At 62.1% G+C, this 19,988-nt stretch carries 19 protein-coding genes; 11 read left to right on the top strand and 8 right to left on the bottom strand.

Annotation, left to right across the window (positions count from 1 at the left end):
* The first annotated feature begins 52 nt into the window (after positions 1 to 52).
* Positions 53 to 580 (top strand): RNA polymerase sigma factor, encoded by a 528-nt coding sequence (locus ACIQTW_RS16810; protein WP_402939087.1) that lies wholly within the window; start codon positions 53 to 55, stop codon positions 578 to 580.
* Positions 577 to 1,314 (top strand): hypothetical protein, encoded by a 738-nt coding sequence (locus tag ACIQTW_RS16815; protein ID WP_402939090.1) that lies wholly within the window; start codon positions 577 to 579, stop codon positions 1,312 to 1,314. Before ACIQTW_RS16810 ends, ACIQTW_RS16815 begins: the two co-directional genes overlap by 4 nt.
* A 49-nt stretch (positions 1,315 to 1,363) precedes the next feature.
* Here ACIQTW_RS16815 and treS read toward each other — a convergent pair whose 3' ends face one another.
* On the bottom strand, positions 1,364 to 3,655 hold the full coding sequence (gene treS / locus ACIQTW_RS16820; protein WP_402939093.1) for a maltose alpha-D-glucosyltransferase: 2,292 nt from the start codon (positions 3,653 to 3,655) through the stop codon (positions 1,364 to 1,366).
* 216 nt (positions 3,656 to 3,871) lie between these two features.
* On the opposite strand from treS, the gene ACIQTW_RS16825 reads away from it, so the two are divergent.
* The 3 genes from ACIQTW_RS16825 to ACIQTW_RS16835 all read left to right on the top strand — a co-directional run bounded on the left by ACIQTW_RS16825 (position 3,872) and on the right by ACIQTW_RS16835 (position 7,136).
* Positions 3,872 to 4,846 (top strand): NAD-dependent epimerase/dehydratase family protein, encoded by a 975-nt coding sequence (locus ACIQTW_RS16825; RefSeq protein ID WP_402939096.1) that lies wholly within the window; start codon positions 3,872 to 3,874, stop codon positions 4,844 to 4,846.
* A gap of 55 nt (positions 4,847 to 4,901) precedes the next feature.
* A complete protein-coding gene (locus tag ACIQTW_RS16830; protein ID WP_402939098.1) occupies positions 4,902 to 6,215 on the top strand; it encodes an LssY C-terminal domain-containing protein in 1,314 nt (437 codons plus the stop codon).
* 195 nt (positions 6,216 to 6,410) lie between these two features.
* Positions 6,411 to 7,136 carry a polyprenol monophosphomannose synthase gene (locus tag ACIQTW_RS16835; RefSeq protein WP_402939101.1) on the top strand — a complete coding sequence of 242 codons (726 nt, stop codon included), beginning with the start codon at positions 6,411 to 6,413 and terminating at the stop codon, positions 7,134 to 7,136.
* A 233-nt stretch (positions 7,137 to 7,369) separates the two neighbouring features.
* On the opposite strand, the gene ACIQTW_RS16840 is transcribed toward ACIQTW_RS16835, so the two are convergent.
* From ACIQTW_RS16840 to ACIQTW_RS16850, 3 genes are read right to left on the bottom strand one after another with little or no spacing between them, the layout of a single operon-like run.
* Complete coding sequence (locus ACIQTW_RS16840) at positions 7,370 to 7,774, bottom strand: RidA family protein (protein ID WP_402939104.1); 405 nt, start codon at positions 7,772 to 7,774, stop codon at positions 7,370 to 7,372.
* Entirely contained in the window at positions 7,771 to 8,577 is an 807-nt protein-coding gene (locus tag ACIQTW_RS16845; RefSeq protein WP_402939107.1) for an IclR family transcriptional regulator, read from the bottom strand. Before ACIQTW_RS16845 ends, ACIQTW_RS16840 begins: the two co-directional genes overlap by 4 nt.
* A complete protein-coding gene (locus ACIQTW_RS16850; protein WP_402939109.1) occupies positions 8,537 to 9,544 on the bottom strand; it encodes a sugar kinase in 1,008 nt (335 codons plus the stop codon). Before ACIQTW_RS16850 ends, ACIQTW_RS16845 begins: the two co-directional genes overlap by 41 nt.
* A gap of 168 nt (positions 9,545 to 9,712) precedes the next feature.
* Between ACIQTW_RS16850 and ACIQTW_RS16855 the strand changes: the two genes are divergently transcribed.
* From ACIQTW_RS16855 to ACIQTW_RS16870, 4 genes are read left to right on the top strand one after another with little or no spacing between them, the layout of a single operon-like run.
* Positions 9,713 to 11,044 (top strand): alanine racemase, encoded by a 1,332-nt coding sequence (locus ACIQTW_RS16855; RefSeq protein ID WP_402939112.1) that lies wholly within the window; start codon positions 9,713 to 9,715, stop codon positions 11,042 to 11,044.
* A gap of 9 nt (positions 11,045 to 11,053) precedes the next feature.
* Positions 11,054 to 12,712 (top strand): amidohydrolase family protein, encoded by a 1,659-nt coding sequence (locus ACIQTW_RS16860; RefSeq protein ID WP_402939115.1) that lies wholly within the window; start codon positions 11,054 to 11,056, stop codon positions 12,710 to 12,712.
* Positions 12,702 to 13,337 carry a bifunctional 4-hydroxy-2-oxoglutarate aldolase/2-dehydro-3-deoxy-phosphogluconate aldolase gene (locus ACIQTW_RS16865; RefSeq protein WP_402939117.1) on the top strand — a complete coding sequence of 212 codons (636 nt, stop codon included), beginning with the start codon at positions 12,702 to 12,704 and terminating at the stop codon, positions 13,335 to 13,337. The genes ACIQTW_RS16860 and ACIQTW_RS16865 overlap by 11 nt, the downstream gene beginning before the upstream one ends.
* Before the next feature lie 22 nt (positions 13,338 to 13,359).
* Positions 13,360 to 14,751 (top strand): GntP family permease, encoded by a 1,392-nt coding sequence (locus ACIQTW_RS16870; RefSeq protein WP_402939120.1) that lies wholly within the window; start codon positions 13,360 to 13,362, stop codon positions 14,749 to 14,751.
* A 373-nt stretch (positions 14,752 to 15,124) separates the two neighbouring features.
* On the opposite strand, the gene ACIQTW_RS16875 is transcribed toward ACIQTW_RS16870, so the two are convergent.
* The gene (locus ACIQTW_RS16875; protein WP_402939122.1) at positions 15,125 to 15,631 is read right to left on the bottom strand and encodes a universal stress protein; all 507 of its coding nucleotides are present in this window, start codon (positions 15,629 to 15,631) and stop codon (positions 15,125 to 15,127) included.
* A 147-nt stretch (positions 15,632 to 15,778) separates the two neighbouring features.
* On the opposite strand from ACIQTW_RS16875, the gene ACIQTW_RS16880 reads away from it, so the two are divergent.
* Positions 15,779 to 15,979: a hypothetical protein gene (locus ACIQTW_RS16880; RefSeq protein ID WP_011776649.1), complete on the top strand. Its 201-nt coding sequence runs from the start codon at positions 15,779 to 15,781 to the stop codon at positions 15,977 to 15,979.
* Positions 15,980 to 16,038: 59 nt separating this feature from the next.
* On the opposite strand, the gene ACIQTW_RS16885 is transcribed toward ACIQTW_RS16880, so the two are convergent.
* On the bottom strand, positions 16,039 to 16,383 hold the full coding sequence (locus tag ACIQTW_RS16885; RefSeq protein WP_402939125.1) for a hypothetical protein: 345 nt from the start codon (positions 16,381 to 16,383) through the stop codon (positions 16,039 to 16,041).
* 181 nt (positions 16,384 to 16,564) lie between these two features.
* Here ACIQTW_RS16885 and ACIQTW_RS16890 point away from each other — a divergent pair, with 181 nt between their 5' ends.
* Positions 16,565 to 17,488, top strand: coding sequence for a LysR family transcriptional regulator (locus tag ACIQTW_RS16890; RefSeq protein ID WP_402939128.1), 924 nt, complete (start codon positions 16,565 to 16,567; stop codon positions 17,486 to 17,488).
* 68 nt (positions 17,489 to 17,556) lie between these two features.
* Here the strand turns inward: ACIQTW_RS16890 and ACIQTW_RS16895 are convergent, their stop codons facing one another.
* Complete coding sequence (locus ACIQTW_RS16895) at positions 17,557 to 18,336, bottom strand: isocitrate lyase/phosphoenolpyruvate mutase family protein (RefSeq protein WP_402939131.1); 780 nt, start codon at positions 18,334 to 18,336, stop codon at positions 17,557 to 17,559.
* Between the two features lie 161 nt (positions 18,337 to 18,497).
* Positions 18,498 to 19,703, bottom strand: a complete 1,206-nt coding sequence (locus ACIQTW_RS16900) for a GGDEF domain-containing protein (RefSeq protein WP_402939134.1) — start codon at positions 19,701 to 19,703, stop codon at positions 18,498 to 18,500.
* Positions 19,704 to 19,988 lie beyond the last annotated feature (285 nt).

The raw sequence follows: 19,988 nt of genomic DNA on the forward strand, positions 1-19,988 counted from the left end.
GAAAACTAGGGAAGCTGGTTACTTTCTTCTCACTGCCGGACATTAACGGGGTATGAGCGTGCAAACGGAGCAGGGGGATCGTGTGGAACTGGCCAGGCAGAAGCATTTCCTGGCAGCACACGCGGCGTGCCACGACAAGGTTTACCGCTATTTCCGGCGTCGAACAGAAGGTGCGTCAACGGCGGAGGACCTCACCGCCGACGTGTTCCGGATCGCGTGGGAAAAGTCCCGACAGGACCAGGAACTCTCTGTTCTTGTGGTGTTTGGCATTGCCCGCAACGTTCTTCGAAACCACTACCGTTCAAGCCTTCGCTCCATGAACCTTGCTCAGCAACTGGAGCGGCAGAGAACGCACGAGCTGGATTCTGACGACGGCGAATTGAGGGACGCGCTGGACCGGCTCAAGCCCGAGGAGCGCGAGGTTCTCCTGCTGACGTACTGGGACGGATTCAGTTCCGCCGAGATCTCGGACCTGCTCGATGTCACCGCCACGGCCGTCAGGATGCGATTGCATCGAGCGCGGAAACAACTCAGCAATCTGCTTCGGGCGGACCACATTACGGAGGACGTGCAGCGATGAAGAGGAAAGAAGCGACCGGCATGGAACGCCTGATTGCGGCAGACCCTGCCTTGGCTGTCACGGAAGAAGAATTGGCCGGTAGCCGTGGGAAAAGCCTGTCTGTTGTGGACACTTACGCCGAGCAACTTTCCGTCGGCGGCTCCATCGAAGATCTCCACCGAAGGCCTAACAGACGCAGTCGGCGGGTGATGATCGGTGCGGGGGCACTGGCCGCGGCGGCAGTTGTTGTGGGCGTCGTCCTGACGTCCTCCATGCAGGCTCCCTTCACTGAACAAGCTGCGCCCATTGCCATGCAGCCCGACCTTGCGCCCCATAATGACTCGACCAGCTCCCCTAACGGATTGCCGCCTCTATTGTTAGGCTCCCCGACGCCGACGGTGGAAGCCGACATCGTTACGGGTAATGCAGGTAAGTTGGCCGTTTCTACTACCGAAATCGACCATCGCATCGCTGAGGGCATTCACATGCGCCCGGATGTTCTCCGGATACTGAAACTTGAAGCGGACAAAAGCGGTTGTATCGGCAACGGCTTCCTGTTTCCGACTGGCACAAAGGTCACAGACTCTGGGTTGGTGATGCCTGACGGAACATCCTTCAGCATCGGTGATGTCATCTCATTTGGGGGGTTCGACGTGGATTCGAGAGACGTGGGAAAGTGTGCAGACGGTCGCCAGCTTGTCTATATGGAGGATGTACGCGCCTACCCCCTAGGCGTTCCGGGCGGCGGCGGATAACACCAAACCTCGACGTCGGCACTCACCGTAAGTGCCGACGTCGTGCTTCCTATTCGGTGACCTCGTCCTCCACTATCGGGTCCTTCAAGAGAAGCGCAGTGCCTTGGAAAGCGGGCAGTTCCAGGAAGAAGCTGTGGAGGTCATCCACTTGGCTGACGTCTTCGCCACTGAACAGATCGTGGACCGTGGAGCCCGGAACCAGGTGCGAGGACTGTATGCTGCCCGCAATGTCCTGGTCCGAGAAGTTCAGGACGGTGACCTGCAGCGCTCCGTCGGCGAGCTGGTTGACCAGCACCAGCAGCCCTCGATGGGAAACATCGGGCACGTCCAGGAGCGTGCTCGTGGCTATTCCCGACTCCTCCCGCACAGTCAGGATCTGCTGCAGCCTTCGGGCGTAGGAGTTGGGATCCTTCAGCTGCTCAGGCAGCGGGCCGTAGAGGCTCCGGGCACGGGGCATTCCGGCCAGAGAGGTTTTCGCGTCCGGGCTGGTGCCCATGAGATCGTGTGCGCCACGGTTGATCCAGCGGGTATCGCCCTGCGACGTGAGCTCGCGGACGGTCTGGCGATCAAGCGCCGTGATGCCCGTCAGGTCCCAACCGGAAAGCGCGAAAACCCCAGGCTGCAGCGCGTTGTACATGGACAGCAGCACGTGGGCGTCCAGGACCTGCGCTTCCTGCTCCTCGGTGATGGCATCCTGATCCTTGATGCCAAGGGCCGCCATGATGAAACTGACCGTGGTGCAGGCAATGCCGTTGGTGGTGAACACCGCGTTGTACGGTCCGTTCTCCCCCGTGAGCCTTTCCCGCATGGTGTTCTGGACTTTCTCCGCCACCTCCGCGCCGGTGAGCTCCTCACCGGCAAGTTCGAAGACATCATCCCTGTGGCCCGCCGCAAAGTGGAGCAGCTCGTAGGTCAGTTCATCGTGGTTCTGGAGGGCATGTACCAACGAGGCCTGGTCCACGCCGATCTCCATGGAAAGCCGCAGGGTCAGGCGCAGGAATTCTGTATCTCCGATGACCAAGGCGTAGTGATAGGCGGGCCTGGTGATGAAGTCGTAGGAGAGGTCCGGCCCGGACTCGGACTGGGTCTTGATGTCATCGATGGTGAGGTTGAGTTCCTGGAAGGAGAACCCGCCCACCTTGCGGATCATTGAACCAATCAGCTGGTTGGCGGCTTCGGACAAGGGATGGCCCTCGGACCAACCCGGTTCTTCCTCGGCGCTTTTCTCGACGCCGAGGAATCCGTTGGCATCAAGCCGGAGAGCGCCGGTTCCCAGGTCCAGCAAAGAGTGCAGGGCATCGCCAACCACAAGTCGCATGCCGGCGAAGGTTGGGTCCAGCCAGTTGATGGAAGGCTGGCCGGCCTTGAAGTAGTGCAGATAGACCCACCGGCGGGTTTTGCCGGTGGTGTCGATGATGGGCTTAGTGGCGCTCCAGTTGGTTTCCTTGACGCCGGGTTCGTAGAAGATGACCCGCTGCAATCGGCCGATGATGTACCCGGCCTTTTGCAGGGCTTCCTCAGTTGCCGGACTGATGTTTACCGAATCCTCGCCCTCGGGGACGTCGGGCAGCAGGTGCCAGTCCTCTTCGGGGATGTCCACCATGTGATAGATACCGGGGTAATCCCGGAAATTCATTTCGGCGAGCCGGAAGTCCGCTCCCTTGCCTGTGTGCCCGGGCACGATGTCGTCAATGACTGTGCCGCCGTGGTCATTGGCCACCTCGCACATCTGGCGGAACTCTTCCTCAGTACCGAAGGCGGGGTCGATCGCCATGCTGATCCGGTCAAAGTGGCCGTCCACGCTGGGGGTCTGGGACCAGCCGCGGATGCCACCGGCCAGCTTGACCGGTCCGGTGTGCAGACCCCGGATGCCGATCTCGCTGAACGCGTCCCAGAGTGCGGGATCGCCCAACGCCGAAAGGAAGGACTGTCCGTCCTTGGTGATGAAGGACAAGGGGTAAGCCGTGAACCAGACGGGTGCACGCTCCACCGCCGAGCGCGGATTCGGCCTGGCATAGGAGTTCTGCCACATGCTGGCCTGCCCGGACAGTTGCCGGGCCATGGTGTTGGCATCACCCAGCATGGATTGGTTTCTGAGCCAGTCCACGTAGGTGGAGTTAAGGCCGTCGAATTCCAAGGAGGGCCGGGCGGCGAAGAATTGCCGCCTCCGGGCGATCGGCCGTAGTGCCTTCGGGCGAGCTGGATAGAACTGTTCGTCGAACGTGATTTCCGCCGGTTCGCTTGCGGTTTCATCGGGCGTTTCCTGTGGCGTCTCCTCCGGATTTTCTTCCGAAGTTTCGCTGATTTCTGACACGCTCTCGTTGACTGCAGGCTCCCGCACAGTTTTCTCCTTTACGTGGTCGCCGCGTCAACGCCGACCGTCCGAGGGGGTCGTTCAAGAGGTCACGTACCCGGGCTTGCCCGGACTATTCATGCTAGTCGGGGGAGCCTGCCGTTTGTCTAACCCGGGAACAAGTAAGTCTCGTTATTATGTGTTGGGTTGACGTTGGTGGCGATGCGGCTTAGCCAAACGGTGCTTCGTGGAGATCGGAGAACAATGAAAATCGTTGTGATCGGTGGCAGCGGCCATATCGGGTCCTTCCTTATCCCCAGGCTCGTGCGTGGCGGCCACGAGGTTATCAACATCAGTCGCGGGTCCAGGGCGTCCTATGCTGACGTCCCTGAATGGCAGCAGGTCCGCCAGGTGGTCGCTGACCGGGAGCAGGAGGACCGCGAGGGCAGCTTTGGTGCCCGGATTGCGGCGCTGGGTGCCGACGTCGTTGTTGACCTGATCTGCTTCACGCTCGAATCAGCCACTGCGCTGGTTAAGAGCCTCCGAAGCGATGTGGGGCATCTGCTGCACTGCGGCTCCATTTGGCGGTACGGCGTCAGCTTGAAGTTGCCCCTGACAGAAGGAGCGAATTCCGCCGCCGAACCTCTGGACGAGTACGGGATCCGGAAACGCGACATTGCCCGCATGCTCAAGGAGGAGACGGCTACGGGAGGGTTGCCCACAACATCGATTCACCCCGGCCACATCGTGGGCCCCGGCTGGCAGCCGATCGGGCCCCTGGGCAATCTGGATCCTGGGGTTTGGCAGACCATTGCGTCGGGGCAGGTCCTCCAGGTTCCCGGAAGCGGGACCGAGTCGATGCACCATGTGCATGCCGACGACGTCGCGCAGGCCTTCGAGAAAGCCATCCGGAAACGGGACGCTGCAGCCGGCGAAGACTTCAATATTGTTGCTCCCACCGCGTTGACGGTTCGAGGTTACGTGGGCATCGCCGCTTCCTGGTTCGGACAGGAGCCCCGCATGGAAACCGTGAGTTGGGAGGAGTTCCGCCGGAACACCACACCGGAATCTGCCGATATCAGCTGGGCGCACCTCTCCAGGAATCACTGCATGTCCATCAACAAGGCCAGGTCGATGATCGGGTACGCGCCGGCGTATGAACCTGAGCAGGCGGTGCGCGAATCCGTACAATGGCTCGTCAACAACGGGCAGCTCCAAGTGCCGAACCTGCTGCCCTAAGCCTGTACAACTCCTACCCGAAGCCTGAAGCTTAAGGGGCACGAGGGGGAGCTATATGTACAAAGTGCCGAACAAGGAAGTCACAGACAGCCGGCTTGACCATGGATTCTTCATCCTTGGCGGAGCAGCAGCAGTCTGGCTGGCTTTCCTGCTGGTGGGGGAGAGCTTCCATCTGGGGTGGGGGCAGCTATGGTTTTCCGTCGTGTTCTGGGCGTTCCTCGCGTACCTGCTGTTGCCCCGGCTGCACCGGATCCTGACCACCATCTACGTCCCCGGCTACTTCATTGGCCGCGCGCGGACCAGCGACGGCCTGCTCGGTGACCCCGTCAACGTTGCTTTGCTGGGGGCCGAACCCCAGATCCACGCGATGATGAGGTCCGCCGGCTGGACCATGGCCGATGACGTCACGTTCGCCAGCAGCCGGCGTATCATCAGCTCCACCATCTTCAGGCAGAGCTACACGGAGGCGCCGGTCAGCCCCCTGTATCTTTTCGACCGCCAACAGGACTTCGCGTACCAGCAGGAGGTCAACAACACCCCCGGCAAACGCCACCACGTCCGCTTCTGGCGTTGCCCCGAGGGCTGGCTCCTGCCGGGCGGCCACAAGGTGGATTGGTTGGCGGCGGGGACGTACGACCGCAGCGTCGGCTTCTCGCTGTTCACACTGCAGATCACGCACAAGATTGAACAGAACACGGATGTGGAACGGGACCACATTGTTTCTACCGTTTCGGCCGCTGAGCCCGCTGTGACTGTGCAGGTCATCGAGGACTTCTCCACCGGTTATCACACGCGCAATGGCGGCGGTGACTCCATCTCCACCGACGGCGACCTGCCGATCATCGATGCACGCCGGGTCCAGGTTCCATCGGATCAGCCGCCCAGCCGGACCGATAGCAGGGACAGGCGGCCCGCCCCCATCTTGATGGGTGCTGCTTTGGTGGTAGCCAGGGCGGTGGCGGCTTTGATCCTGGCGATCACGTTGTTCACCTCCGGCGGTGAAATATCCGGACTCAGCTTCGACGACGACTCGTCAGACCCGCAAAGCACGACGGCGGGAATCGCCTTGATAGCAGCTGTGGTCCTGGTGTTCGGGCTGGGAGAAGTCTTTCTGGCCTGGCGCATCTTTCTTGGCAGCAACGGCGCCCGCGTGATAGCCATGGGCTTGAGTTCCATCTCGATTCTGGTCCAGGCAATCGACTACTCCACGGGCAGCGCAAACATCACCCTCGAAGCCGGTCTCTCCGGGCTGGCCACTGACATCCTGGTGCTCCTGGCACTGTCCAGCCAGCGTGCACGCGTGTATGCAAAGCGGCAGCGCATTCCGGCGGTCCCGGCGTCGGTCGCTGGCCGGCGTGTGGCTTCCTGACCTTCTTTGACGGGATCTCCTCGGCGACGCGCCGTCCTTCGCGGCGTGTCGGGCCTGATTCAGATTCAAAGCGGGTGGTGACGGTACGGGTTTCCAAGCTCCTTTCAGTCTGTCTCAATAGACTGGGTCTGCCAGGGCTGCGCAAAGGGCGCTGAGCCCCGGCAATCATCGAGTACCGAATTGGGGATCCACGTCTTGACCACAAATCCGAAAATTACCGTTGTTGTGCCTACTTACAATGAGCGGGAAAACCTGCCCGTCCTCGTTGCCCGGCTGGATGCACTTGGGGTTGCGAATCTCAATGTCCTCGTAGTGGACGACAATTCTCCCGATGGCACCGGGGCGGTGGCTGATCAGCTGGCTGCGAAGTCCAACGGGACGGTATCGGTGCTGCATCGAAAAGAAAAAAATGGGCTGGGCCGGGCGTATGTGTCAGGAATGACGCGGGCCCTGGCGCAGGACGCGGACATCGTCATCCAGATGGACGCAGACCTCTCCCACCCGGTGTCGGCAATTCCTACAATGCTTGACCGGATCCGTACCTCCGGTGCTGCGCTGGTGATCGGCTCGCGCTATGTTACCGGTGGATCTACGGCGACAGAATGGCCTTGGCACCGAAAGGCACTCTCTGCATGGGCGAATTTCTACGTGGGTGTAATTCTGGGTTTGAAAGTGAAGGACTCCACGGCGGGATTCAAAGCCTGGACAGCCTCCGCCCTGAAGCAAATTGATGTGGCATCAATTCGAAGCGACGGTTACTCATTCCAGGTTGAGATGAACTATCGGGCAGCCCGGCATGGCCTGAAAATCATGGAAGTCCCTATCCACTTTGAAGAACGGGTGGAGGGCGCTTCCAAGATGAATATCCGTGAACAGCTGGAGTCCGCGCTGACGCCGTGGAAGCTTCGGTTTCAAAAATAGAGTGTGCCTTCACCACCAACTTTGAAACCGGGAGGCTTGAACACGCCCGGCACCGCGGCGTGTCGGGGTGGTTTCAGAACCAAAGAGGGTGGTGACGGCACACAGCCAGGAAGCTAGGAAGCCAGCCACCCATAAAAGCTCGACGGCGGCACTCAAGGTGAGTGCCGCCGTCGTGCTTTCCCCGTGGGATGTGAGCGAGCGTCCGCGTGAAGCTGTAGGGATGTGAGCGAGCGTTACGAAGTGACCGCCAGCGCGTCGATCTCCACCAGCATGACCTCGTGCGGCAGGTCCACGAACACGGTGGTGCGGCTCGGCAGCTGGCCGCTGGGCACGTTCTCACGGATGAACTCGCCGTAGACGTCATTCATGGCCGCGAAGTCGTCGCGGGTGGTGAGGTAGACGCGGAACATGAGGACGTCTTCAACGGAGGATCCGCCGGCTTCGAGGATGGCCTTGACGTTCTCCAGGGTGCGTCGGGTCTGGACGCGGACGTCGCCTTCGCCGATGTACTGGTTGGTGGCGGGGTCCATGGGGCCCTGGCCGGAGACCTGGAACATGCCGCCCTTCTTGATGCCCTGCGAGAATACGTGCGCCGGGGCGGGGGCGTTTTCGGTCAGTACTACGGTTTTTTCACTCATGCTGAGTTCCTTTCGTGGCTGATCCAGCCGAGGTCGTTGGAGATGGCCTCGGTGCTGGCTTTGAGGTGGGGCAGCAGCTCAAGCAAGCCTTCATAGCTGAGCATCACTACCGGTACCGAACAAGAGGCTGCGGCAACAACGGCGCCGCTGGCGTCGCGGATGGGGGCCGCGATGCAGTGCACGAAGGCTTCGTGCTCAGCGTTGTCGTGGGCCCAGCCCTGTTCCTTAACCTGCTCGAGTTCGGCCAGCAAGGCCTCCGGCGAGGTCAGGGTGTTCTCGGTAACTTTCACGTAGTCCAGCCCCGCGGCGATTTTTTCCTGCCGGCTGCGCGGCATATCGGCGAGGAGGACTTTGGACACGGCGGCCGAGTGCAGCGATGCAGTCAGGCCGATGCGCGAGTACATGCGGACGGGGTGGTGCGACTCGAACTTGTCGATGTAGACCACCTCATTCCCTTCAAATGCGGCGAGGTGAACAGTGTGCCCGGTTCGGCCGTTGAGTTCGGCGAGATGCGGGTGCGCCACCTTGCGGATGTCCCGCTGTTCCAAAGCCAACGATGACAGTTCAAAGAGCTTGGAGCCGAGCATGAACCGCTGGTCTTCGTCCCGCACTACGAAGCGCTTTTCTTCCATGGCGTGCAGGAGCCGCATCACGGTGGTCTTGTGGACGGCAGCCTTGGACGCGAGCTCGTCCAGGGTTGCTGGCTTTGCGGCGAGTTCGCCGAGCAGGTCGATGGCTCGCATGAGGCTCTGGCTCACGATGTCACGCTCCGGTTCTGGTGTTGAATTGTCCGTCTTCAACATGGATAGCAGCCCACGCGTCATCCGAAGAATCGAGAATGGCCGCCAGCTCGGCGGCGTTAGGCAGCGGACCGCGATCGCCATGCACGGTCAGGGTGCACGCAGCTGCAACATGCCCGCGGCGGAGGCTTTCCTTCTGGCCCAGACCGAACAGCATGCCGCTGAGGTAGCCGGCGGCGAACGAGTCACCCGCGCCAACAGGCTCGACGACGGCGACGGACAGTGCGGGCGCCTCTTCCCGGGTGCCGGTCCGGTCCAAAGAGATGGCGCTGATCGCCTCGTTCTTGATAACCAGCACCTTCGGATCCGGCATCATGCGGCGAAGTTCTGCTTCGTCGGTGGTGCCGAAGGCGTGTTCGGCTTCGTCTTTTCCAACGAGGACGACGTCGGACAGGTTCGCCAGCCGCTGCAGGACGGATCTGTCCTGGCCTGCCCAGAGGGCTTTGCGCCAGTTGACGTCGAAGCTGATGATCCGGCCATTGCGAGGTGCTGTGAGGATTGCTTCCAACAGTGAAAGACACTCGGGGGAGAGGGCAGCGGTGATTCCACTCAGGTGGATGAGAGAAGCGTTCTCAAGCAACGAGGAAACGGCGGGATTGGTAAGCGTGTCCCGTCCCATGGCCGACGCCGCGGATCCTTGCCGGTAGTACAAAACCGAACTGCCGCCGTCGGGGTCCGAATCCTGCGCCGGGACCTTGACGTACAGGCCAGTGGGCAGGGACTCGTCCACTTCCACGCCGGAGATTCCCACGCCGTGATCTCGAAGCTCGTGCAGGATGCGGGTGCCGAAGCCGTCGTGGCCCACCCGGCTGACCCAATGCGTGTCCAGTCCCATGGCGGCCAAGCCCATGGCGACGTTGGATTCCGCGCCGCCGATGCCGAAGTGGAGCTCCGTTGCCAAGTGCAGGGGGACGGCGTGGACAGGGGTAAGCATGGCCATGGTTTCGCCCACGCATACAGCTGAAAGCATCGTTCTCCCACTAGTTCGTGCGCTTCTCAGCGGCCTTGACTCTCGATCCGCCACCATGTTAGACATATCACCAGCAGGTTTGCAACCAGCGTTGCAAAATACGCAACGCATCAAGATTACCTAATAAACCCCACAACGCAGCTTCAAGAACGCAGCACCGCGAAGGGAATGAAACGCGTGAACACCTCCGAAGCCATCTCGGCATCCGCCGTGTCAGGCCTGGCTGAACGCCGTCTCGACTGGCGTCACAAAGCTGTGCCGGCATCCGCGAACGGCATCACCCACGCGGACTTCCTCGCCGCCAAGCACACGCTCGCCGACCTCCAGACGCCGCTGCTAACCCTCGACGCCGCAGCGCTCCGCGCCAACGCCGACCGGTTGGCAGACTGGTGCAGGGGCCATGGCGTCCTGCTCGCCCCCCACGGGAAGACCACTATGTCCCCGCAGCTCTGGACCGAGCAGCTAAACCGCGGCGCCTGGGGTATTACGTTGGCGAACTTCGCACAGCTCCGCGTGGCTCGCGAGTTCGGTGTAAGGAACCTGCAGCTCGCCAACAGCCTCACGGATCCGCACGCCATTCAGTGGGTTGCCGGCGTTGCCACGCCGGACGCGCCTATCCTTTCCTGGATCGACTCCCTGGGGACCGTGGAAGTCATCAACCGAACGCTCGCCGGCACTGATGCTGTGCTGGACGTCCTGGTGGAGCTCGGCGCGCACGGTGGCCGGACCGGCGCCCGCTCTGTGGAGGCTGCCATGGAGATTTCCCGCGCTATTTCCGAGTCACCAAACCTGCGTTTGGTGGGCGTCAGCGGCTATGAAGGCTCACTCGCGCACACAGCTGACGACGCCGGATTGGCCGCCGTCCGCGGCTACCTTGCCCAGATGCGGCTGCTTCACGAGGAACTCCTCGCCGCAGGGCTGTATGGGGCCAACAAAGTGATTATTACGGCCGGTGGCAGCGCGTACTTCGATGACGTCGTGACCGTCCTCGCCCCGTGCATCAGCACCGGCGCTGAACTTGGCGGACCCGCAGTGGACCTAGTGATCCGCAGCGGCGCCTACATCATCCACGACGACGGTTTCTACCGCGGAATCTCACCGTTTTCCCGCGAGGGTGACCAGCCCTTCAAAGCCGGCATGTACGGCTGGGCAAGGGTTGTTTCACAGACTGAACCCGGCCTCGCCATCCTCGACGCAGGGAAACGCGACCTCCCCTTCGACGAAGGCTTGCCCGAACCGCAGTTCATCGGACCAGTCCTGGGCGGGGCAATGGAACCGCTGCTTGGCGCCGAGATCACCTCGGTCAACGATCAGCACAGCTTCATGACCTTCGACGCCACCACCACCGCCGTCCGTCCCGGCGACGTCGTCCGGCTGGGCCTCTCCCACCCGTGCACCGCGTTCGACAAGTGGACCGTCATCCCGGTGCTCGCGGACAGCGGGTCCGCCGAAGGTCCAGGTAACCAGACCGTCGTCGACCTCATCCATACCTTCTTCTAGGACCATGCCATGAAGACCCTCATCAGCAATGCCACCTTGGTGGATGGAACGGGAACAGACCGGCGCCGTGCGGACGTCCTGCTGGACGGCGCGGTGATTGCCACCGTCGTCGACGCCGGAACGCTCGACGCCGGTTCCCTCACCGAGAGCGGCGCGGACCGCGTCATCGATGCCACCGGCCTTGTCCTGACCCCGGGGTTCATCGACATGCACGCACATTCGGATCTGCAGCTCCTGGTGAACAGGGACCACTACGCCAAGCTCAGCCAGGGCGTCACCACCGAACTGCTGGGCCAGGATGGCTTGTCCTACGCGCCCGTGGACGATGCCACGCTCGCAGGTGTCCGCGAGAAGATCGCCGGCTGGAATGACAATCCGGCCCACTTTGACTGGAACTGGCGGACCGTACGGGAGTACCTCGACCGGCTCGACGCGGAAGAAAACGGTGGCCGCATCGCCACCAATGCCGCATACCTCGTTCCCCAAGGAACCGTCCGGGCCATGGTGATGGGCTTCGCCGAAGGGGACCCCACGCCGGAGCAGCAGCGGCAGATGCAGGACATCATCCGCACGGCGATGGAGGAAGGTGCGGTGGGAATGTCCTCGGGGCTGACCTACACGCCGGGCATGTATGCGCAGACCGAGGAACTGGCTGGACTCTGCCGGACCGTGGGCGAGCTCGGCGGTTTCTACGCGCCGCATCATCGCTCCTACGGCAAAGGCGCACTGGGTGCCTACGCCGAGATGATCGGGCTGAGCCGCGACACCGGCTGCGCACTCCACCTGTCCCATGCCACCATGAATTTCGCGGAAAACAAGGGCCGCGCCGGGGAACTCCTGGACCTGATCGACGAAGCCCTGGACCACGGCGTGGACATCACCCTGGACACCTACCCGTATCTCCCAGGTGCCACCACGCTGAGCGCGATCCTGCCGAGCTGGGCGTCATCGGGCGGGACAGAGGCAACGTTGGCCCGGCTGGCCGACCCGACCACCCGGGCCCGCATCCGGGAAGCCGTGGAGATCTACGGCTCCGACGGCTGCCACGGCGTGGTGGCCGAGTGGGACACCTTGGAAATCAGCGGCGTGCAGAACCCGGCGCTCGCGGGCTACGTCGGCAGAACCATCAGGGACCTCGCTTCAGAGTCCGGCCAAGAGCCGTTCGACGTGTTCGCGCAGATCCTCACAGAAGACCGCCTCGGCACAGGCATCCTCCAACACGTGGGCCACGAGGAAAACGTCCAGGCCATCATGAAGCACCGAACCCACACCGGCGGCAGCGACGGACTCCTGGTCGGGGCCAAGCCACACCCGCGGGCCTGGGGCACGTTCCCGCGCTATCTCGGCCACTACTCACGGGACCTCGGACTTTTGAGCCTCGAGGAAATGGTCCATCACCTCACGGGCCGGCCCGCCGCACGACTCAAGCTCCACAACAGGGGACTCATCCGGGAAGGCTATGCGGCCGACGTCGTGCTTTTCGATCAGGAAACCGTCCGCGATGAAGCCACTTTTGAGAATCCACGCCAAGCCGCCAGCGGCATCCAGTACGTCTTCGTCAACGGCACGGCAGCGATCGACCACGGCAAAGCCACCGGTGCCCGCGCAGGCCGGGCCCTTCGTCGCAGCAGCGACGGCCTCACCAGAGAAGGACAGCATGACTCCTGAACAATTCCTCCAGCAGCTCGAAGCCGACCGTACCCTGGCCGTGGTCCGCGCCCCGTCCATCACGGACGCCGCGGATCTTTGCCGGGCACTGTCCGACGGCGGCATCCGCAGTGTCGAACTGACATTCACCACCCCCGATGTCCTCAAGCACGTCCAGCGCGCGGCGGAGACGGCGGCGGAGCATGGTGCCGCCGTCGGAATCGGCACGGTGATGACCGCAGACCAAGCCCGTGCAGCCATCGACGCCGGTGCGCAGTTCCTGGTGACGCCCGGCCTTCGCCCCGAGGTCGCCGCCGTCGCAGTCGCCGCCGGGATCCCGTTCAGCCTCGGCGCCATGACCCCCACGGAGGTGGCGCAGGCCCTGGACCTGGGCTCGTCCGCCGTCAAAATTTTCCCCGCCCGCCAGCTCGGCCCGGCGTACTTGAAGGATCTGCAAGGCCCGTACCCGGGCATCCGCTTGCTGCCTTCGGGGGGCATTGACGCCTCCAACGCCAAGAGCTACCTCGACGCCGGTGCTGCCGCAGTCTGTTGCGGCACCAGCGTAGTCCCGCCCGCAGCCGTTGCTGCAGGTGACTGGGCAGACATCGCGGCACGTGCCGCAGCCTTCACCGGCACCCTCAAGTAGGACTTACCCAGAAAGACTCGTCATGACTGAATTCCTTGACTGGCTGCGGCACGACACCGCCGGCCTGCTCCTCCTGGCAGGTGCCGGCATTGCCCTCCTGCTGTTCCTGATCATCAAGGTCAAGCTCGAACCGTTTATCGCCTTGGTGGGAACCGGTGTGATCGTGGCCCTGGTGGGTGGCATCTCCGTGGAGGCCCTCGTCGGTTCGGCCACCAAAAGCAGCGACGCCCTGATTGAAAAAGGATTTGCCGGCATCCTTGGCCACATCACGGTAATTATCGGCCTCGGTACCGTCCTCGGTGCCATTCTTGAGCGGTCCGGCGGTGCTGAGGTGCTGCTCGGAAGGCTGGTGAGGATCTTCGGAGAAAAGGGCACCCCGCTGGCCATGGGTATCACCGGCTTCGTGCTGGGTATCCCCGTGTTCTTCGACATCGGCATCTTTGTCCTTGCTCCGCTGGTTTACGTCGCCGCTATCCGTGGCGGCAAGTCGCTGGCACTTTACGCCCTGCCGTTGCTCGCAGGACTCTCCGTGACACACGCCTTCCTTCCTCCGCACCCCGGCCCCGTTGCTGCGGCCGGACTGTTCGGCGTGGACCTCGGCTGGATCATCCTCATGGGCCTCATCTGCGGTATTCCTGCATGGTTCGCTTCGGGCATCCTGTGGGGCACCTGGATCGGCAAGCGCGTCATGGTTTCCGTCCCGGAGGATCGGATCGTCCCCGAGTCTGAGGAAGCCAAGGGCCACGAACCGTCCATCGGGCTGGTACTGCTGGCCATCGGCTTGCCCATGATCCTCATCCTGGGTGGCACGTTCGGCAACATCTTCGCTCCCGCAGGCACATTCCGGGACATCCTCCAGTTCTTCGGCAACCCGGCCATCGCGCTGACGGTCGCTGTGCTCCTGGCAATGTGGCTCCTGGGAATCCGCCGCGGCATGACCTCCGCCGAACTCAGCGAAATCACGGGTTCCTCGTTGCGTCCCGTAGGCATGATCCTGCTGGTTGTTGGTGCCGGTGCCTTCTTCGGTGCTGTCCTCTCCGCCACAGGTGTTGGCAAGGCCGTGGCGGATACGTTGTCCCAGGCCGGGCTTCCCATTATCTTGTCCGCGTTCGTGATCAGCGCCGGTATGCGCATCGCCCAGGGCTCGGCCACGGTGGCGATCGTGACCACCGGCGGCATCCTGGCTCCAAGCCTCGCGTCGGGGTACTCGCAGCCGCAGCTCGCGTTGATCGTGGTGGCTATATCCTCGGGTTCCATCATTGCCAGCCACGTGAACGATGGCGGATTCTGGATCATCTCCAAGTACTTCAACATGTCAGTCAAGGACACCCTGAAGACGTGGACCGTGCTGGAAACGGTTCTCTCCATAGTGGGCTTCGGGATGGCGGCGCTGCTGTACACGTTCGTCAGGTGAGCCGGCGGCAGGTGAGTTTCCGCCGGGTGAGTTTCCGTCAGGCGAGCTGGCGGCACCCAAGCCAGGCGGCGGCGTCGTGCGTTTCTTCCCGCGAACTGCACCGCCACCACCCACATTGAAATAACAACGGTCCCGACACGCCTAAGAAAGGGTGTGTCGGGGCCGTTTTCGCCTTAAAGAAAGGTGGAGGCCGCACGCGGTCCAAGCATCGATTGAACGGTGCCATCGTTGCTTAAACAAAGAGCTCCGGAGTGCGTTATTGGGGGATACGCACTCCGGAGCGGTCTTTGAGCAGGGGCTCTCGCCGTCCTGCAGTAATTACTCTACGTGCCGTGGGACGCCTTCGCCACCACCTCGAATAAGTACTTTCGCTTTAGTTTTTATGGGCAGCTTCGCGCCTCTTCTTTTGGGGCACGATCAGCACCGGTCGCCGTTGGTGATGACTCAACCAGGCTGCTACCGAGCCGTTCAGGGCTTCGGAAATCCGGTGCCCCAGCCCAGGTTCCGGGGTCCCTACGATGATCATTGACGCATCGATATCCGCGGCCAGGCGGCCAAGGGCGCGGGCAGGATCACCTGCGAGCAAGCGCAAAGTCCAATCCGCCGTGCCGCCGTCCATCGCCTCCGCGATGGCCTTGCCCAGATCACCACGGACGGCCGCGACGTCCTCGTCATCTTTTTCGGGATGCAGCGACATCCGGTGTGTCTCGCGCGAGGGGTCCCACTCCACCAGGTAGCTGGCCTCGTCCACATAAGCGCAAACCAGCGGCACGCCCATCTGTTCGGCGAGAGTCCTGGCAGTTTGGAGGACCTCCACATGCTGATCCGGCAGGACTCCGACCACCAGGGGAATCCGTCCGCTGAAACCTTCCGCAGCCATACCCTTATTGTTGCGCTGCGGCGCGTGCTTGAACAGCTACTTTGACTCAGCGGGCCCTTGCAGACGTACATGCACCCTTGTAGACCTTCCTGACGGGGCCTACGGTTAATCCGGGTCCACGGCTCATCCGAAGGAAGGCGGTCCGCGATGGAAATCTACATGTGGTGGCTCGATCTGCACTTGGACAGCAAGGAATGGCTGCGCGAAAACCTGCGCGCGGAAGAACTGCCCCTCCAGGTGCTGCAGCACATCGCCGAGGCCGGCGGGCCACATCCGGACAAGGTCAGTGGTGTGCTGACCGTCGCGGATTGGGACTTCATCGAGACTCAGTCGGAGTTCGTGGACTGACCGAGTTCGTGGAGTTACGGCGCCTGTCCCCCAGCGGGGTACGGTTCCCCGTGAACCCGCTAGGCGCAGCCGGCGGCTGGCCGAGTGGCTGAGACGATGACCTGGGCGGCAGTGTCCGGACCAAGTGAAGGGCTCTCTTGAGTTTGGTCCACGGTCTGCGCTGGCCTCTGCTTGGCCCGCATCCGGAGGAGGGCTACGGCTGAAATCAAGAACCAAGCCACGTTCGTCACTACGGAAGGCCATGCTCCATGGAGCGTGCCGTTGACGATGAAGGCGCATGAGCCAAAGAGATTCACGGTCTGGAAGGTGCTGCCCGCCTGCAACCAGCCCATGGACACCGCCATGTAGCCGCCGAGCATCGCCACTGCGCCGGCCCAACCGGTAATTTCGAACAGCAGTTCCATGGGAGTCCTTTCAGAATTTGGGCATTCCGAATGAAGCCGAAGGGGGGCGTTCGATCCGGGATGGGGGCTTGATTCGGTTGTCGGTATTGGCGACTGAATCGTGCTTTTGAGTCAATATTGAGTGAGGATGTCGTTTAGTTCAATTGCAATATTCTGAAGCCGGTGTTTAGGAGTGCTTAACATGGAGATGGACCCGCGCCGGCTGCTCGTGCTTCTTGCGGTCGCGCGCACTGGAGGCGTCCTTGCCGCAGCTGATGAGTTGCGGATTACTGCCTCCGCCGTCTCGCAGCAACTGAGCAAACTCGAGAACGAGGCAGGGCAGGCGCTACTCCTCCGCACGCCCAAAGGCTCGGTGCTCACGCCAGCAGGCCTGGCCATGGCTGAGGCAGGGGAAGAGATAGAGCGGGCCCTCAACGTGGCCCGGGCCCGGATGCAAAGCGAAGTCAATATCGCGGGAGTGGTGCGGGTGGGCGGGTTCACCAGCTTCATGCGCACCGTGGTGATCCCGCGCCTTCCGGAATGGCGCAACCAATATCCCCAGTTGCAGATTCAGATCGTTGAGGACAGCTTTCCAGCTCTGATGCGGCTGCTTCGGCAGCGCCAGCTCGACGCTGTTGTGATTGAACAGGATTCGACGGCGGCAGAGCAGCGCCCGATGGCGGCCGGAATGGTCCAGGAACCCCTGTTGGATGAGCCCTGGAAGCTCGTGGTGCCCGCAGGAAGCCTGCTCGGCACGGACAATGTTGACCTGAGCCGCTTGCACTTGCCGTGGCTGGGAGTCGAGCCATCAGCGGCAAACACTGCAGTACTTGGGCGCCTTCGTCACTCGACGGGTGCCCGAATTGAGACTGTTCATCAATATCACGACACACTCACCGCGCTGGCACTTGTTGCCGCTGGTGAGGGAGTTGCGATTGTGCCCACCTTGGCGCTGACGGGCGTCGTCCATGACCAAGTGGACATCCTGGATGTTCCGGGGTTGGGAACCCGGCACATCGCGTTGCGTCGATTCGACCGGAGAAAGGCTGCAAGCCTGCCGTTGGACACGGTGGCCCGCCTGCTTCGGGAGTCGGCGGCCGCGTTCGACACCCGTTCAGGGTCCTGACCTGTCAGGCCACCAAAGGCGGGACAGGTCAGGACCGATCAGGCAGACTGCACCCAGGCAGGCGTCAGCTAGTTCAGCGCAGGCGTGTCAGTAGGGACCACTCCCGAACCATAGAGGTCCGTGGCCAGGTCCCGAAGCGCCCGCAGAGCCACCCGCTGGGTAAAGGGACCATAGGAAACGCGGGCCACACCAAGTTTCTGAAGCTCTGCTGCCGGGAGGGCGCCGGGTGCGCCAATCACGGAGAGCTTCCCATGTCCGAGGCCTTCAACCAGAGGCTCGATGACCTCGCGGGTCATGGCGCCGGGCACGAAGACCAGCGAAGCACCGGCGTCGAGGAAGGCGCGGCCCCTGGCAATGGCGTCTTCGATGCTGTCGTTGATAGGTCGATCCCCACCCCGGGCGATAGCGTCAGTGCGTGCGTTCAGCTGGAATGAGACGCCTTCATCCGCAGCGGCCGAAATGATGGCCTGCACACGCGCAACGGCTTCGTCGAAGGGCCGCAAGCGGTCCTCAACATTCGCCCCAACCACGCCGATCCCAATCGCCCGGCGGATGGTCTCGGCAGGGTTCTCGTAGCCGTCGTCCAGGTCTGCAGTGACAGGGTGATCCACGGCGTCGACAATTCGTTTGACCCCATCCAGCGCAACGTCCAACGGCATGGTTCCGTCGGCATAGCCAAAGGCTGCAGCAATGGAATGCCCTGCCGTGGCGATGGCTTTGGTTTCGGGAAGTTCTGCAACAGTGCGGGCACTGACGGCGTCCCACACATTAACCACACTCAGGATTTCCGGTGCCTCGTGCAGGGCCTTCAGCTGTTGTGCACGTACGTTGGTGTTTGCTTCAGTCATCGTTGCTCTCCATCATCGTTGTTCTTAGTCATCCACGGGTGGGAACTCTCACTTGCCACCCACAGCCTAGGCATAACGTCACACAACGCGGTACCAGACGCTTGCGGACCCCCGGGCCATAAGAAGGGGTGACGGGTGAGGCCCGACACTATGTGCATGTACTACGGCCCTTGGTGAAATTCAGGCAGTGAAATTTCCACTGGGTCTGCGCCGACAACCCTGTTACGTCCTTGGGCCTTGGCGCTATATAGCGCGGCGTCTGCCACTTTGATCATGAAATCCAGGTCTTGAGCCTCAGTACCAGTGGACGTGACGCCATAACTGACTGTCGGAAACGGCAAGCCTTCCGGATCTTGCATGGCGGAAAGGCGGTGACTGATCTCCGAGGCGATGGCTTCGGCCCGCTGTTGCGTCGCCCCGGGCAGCAGCAGGATGAATTCTTCTCCGCCGTACCGGCCAACAAGGTCGGTTGACCTAACCGAAGCGGTGCAGGCCTCGGCGAAGGCACACAAGGCGGCGTCCCCGGCCGCATGTCCGTGTTCATCATTGACGGCTTTGAAGTAGTCGAGGTCTGCCAGGATCAAGGCCCCTCCTCGTTGGGAGGCGGGACTTGCCAGTTCCTTGGCAGCCAAAGCAAGGAAGGCGCCCCTGTTCAGCAGGCCGGTGAGATGGTCCCGTTCGGCGCGTTCCCTGAGTTTTGTGATCAGGTGGCTATTGCTAAGCGCGTTCATGGTGAAGGACAGCGACACCAGGAGAATAAGGTGCACCAGGGCCGCGGGCGCGTAGCCGAAGACGGTCCGGAACGTATTCCCGTCCGGCCCTTCCAGCACAAAGGTGATGGCCCGGCCCAGATAGTACAGGGAGGTAAATGCGGCAGCGAGGGCCAGCAACCTGGTCACCCGTGACTGGGTTGACTTTGCGAACCACAATTCTCCGGCAGATATGCCGAGGCTTGCCGCCGTCAGGCCCAGATAGACCAAACCACCGGACCAGAGGCTGGACTCCGCATTGTCCGTCACCGACGCAACGTAGGTGATCAGTGGTGCCGGGAGCAACTGCCAAGCGCTGACTTTACGGTCCCGAAGCTTTCGTGCTCCTGCCCAGATGCTGAAAGCTCCGGCGACCACCAACGCTTTGCCCAGCGGATTGGCCCATGCCAGGAAAGAGGTTCCGTTCAGCAAGAAGGCGCAATTTCCGGCAAAGAAGAGGTACAGGGCTACCCTCCACCAAACGGTGAACGGTGACCGGAGACGTCGGGAGGAGACGCAGGAGAGAACTATCAGGGTTAGGATAACGGCCCCGAGGACCACTCTTACGGAGAAAGGGTCCAGGACTATCGAACCCTCTTGCATAGAGACTGCAATCATGGCTCGGTTCCGCTACCGGCCGACCACCGCGGAATTCCCTTTTGTTGGTCTCATGGCTCTTTGACCTCGCAAAACATGTATTCCCCCAGTAAGTTGCTGCGGCCTCTTGACCGCGAACCACAGTCAAGCACGTTTTCGCCACTCAGTGGACAACGGACGCCAGATCAGGCGGAAAAAGTTTTTTCAGTTTTTCGCGTCACGATTTGGGGTTTGGGCGCACTGTAACCGTAAGGAGGGTTTTGTTCGGAATGCGGGCTATCCACATAGGCCCAAAAAACCGTTGCC

The sequence above is a fragment of the Paenarthrobacter sp. NPDC090517 genome (assembly GCF_044769165.1).
Taxonomy (GTDB): domain Bacteria; phylum Actinomycetota; class Actinomycetes; order Actinomycetales; family Micrococcaceae; genus Arthrobacter.

Coding starts and splice junctions, on each gene's coding strand:
- ACIQTW_RS16810 (WP_402939087.1), top strand. CDS start 53: ATGAGCGTGCAAACGGAGCAGGGGGATCGTGTGGAACTGGCCAGGCAG.
- ACIQTW_RS16815 (WP_402939090.1), top strand. CDS start 577: ATGAAGAGGAAAGAAGCGACCGGCATGGAACGCCTGATTGCGGCAGAC.
- ACIQTW_RS16825 (WP_402939096.1), top strand. CDS start 3,872: ATGAAAATCGTTGTGATCGGTGGCAGCGGCCATATCGGGTCCTTCCTT.
- ACIQTW_RS16830 (WP_402939098.1), top strand. CDS start 4,902: ATGTACAAAGTGCCGAACAAGGAAGTCACAGACAGCCGGCTTGACCAT.
- ACIQTW_RS16840 (WP_402939104.1), bottom strand. CDS start 7,774: ATGAGTGAAAAAACCGTAGTACTGACCGAAAACGCCCCCGCCCCGGCG.
- ACIQTW_RS16845 (WP_402939107.1), bottom strand. CDS start 8,577: ATGTTGAAGACGGACAATTCAACACCAGAACCGGAGCGTGACATCGTG.
- ACIQTW_RS16850 (WP_402939109.1), bottom strand. CDS start 9,544: ATGCTTTCAGCTGTATGCGTGGGCGAAACCATGGCCATGCTTACCCCT.
- ACIQTW_RS16855 (WP_402939112.1), top strand. CDS start 9,713: ATGAAACGCGTGAACACCTCCGAAGCCATCTCGGCATCCGCCGTGTCA.
- ACIQTW_RS16860 (WP_402939115.1), top strand. CDS start 11,054: ATGAAGACCCTCATCAGCAATGCCACCTTGGTGGATGGAACGGGAACA.
- ACIQTW_RS16865 (WP_402939117.1), top strand. CDS start 12,702: ATGACTCCTGAACAATTCCTCCAGCAGCTCGAAGCCGACCGTACCCTG.
- ACIQTW_RS16870 (WP_402939120.1), top strand. CDS start 13,360: ATGACTGAATTCCTTGACTGGCTGCGGCACGACACCGCCGGCCTGCTC.
- ACIQTW_RS16875 (WP_402939122.1), bottom strand. CDS start 15,631: ATGGCTGCGGAAGGTTTCAGCGGACGGATTCCCCTGGTGGTCGGAGTC.
- ACIQTW_RS16880 (WP_011776649.1), top strand. CDS start 15,779: ATGGAAATCTACATGTGGTGGCTCGATCTGCACTTGGACAGCAAGGAA.
- ACIQTW_RS16885 (WP_402939125.1), bottom strand. CDS start 16,383: ATGGAACTGCTGTTCGAAATTACCGGTTGGGCCGGCGCAGTGGCGATG.
- ACIQTW_RS16890 (WP_402939128.1), top strand. CDS start 16,565: ATGGAGATGGACCCGCGCCGGCTGCTCGTGCTTCTTGCGGTCGCGCGC.
- ACIQTW_RS16895 (WP_402939131.1), bottom strand. CDS start 18,336: ATGACTGAAGCAAACACCAACGTACGTGCACAACAGCTGAAGGCCCTG.
- ACIQTW_RS16900 (WP_402939134.1), bottom strand. CDS start 19,703: ATGATTGCAGTCTCTATGCAAGAGGGTTCGATAGTCCTGGACCCTTTC.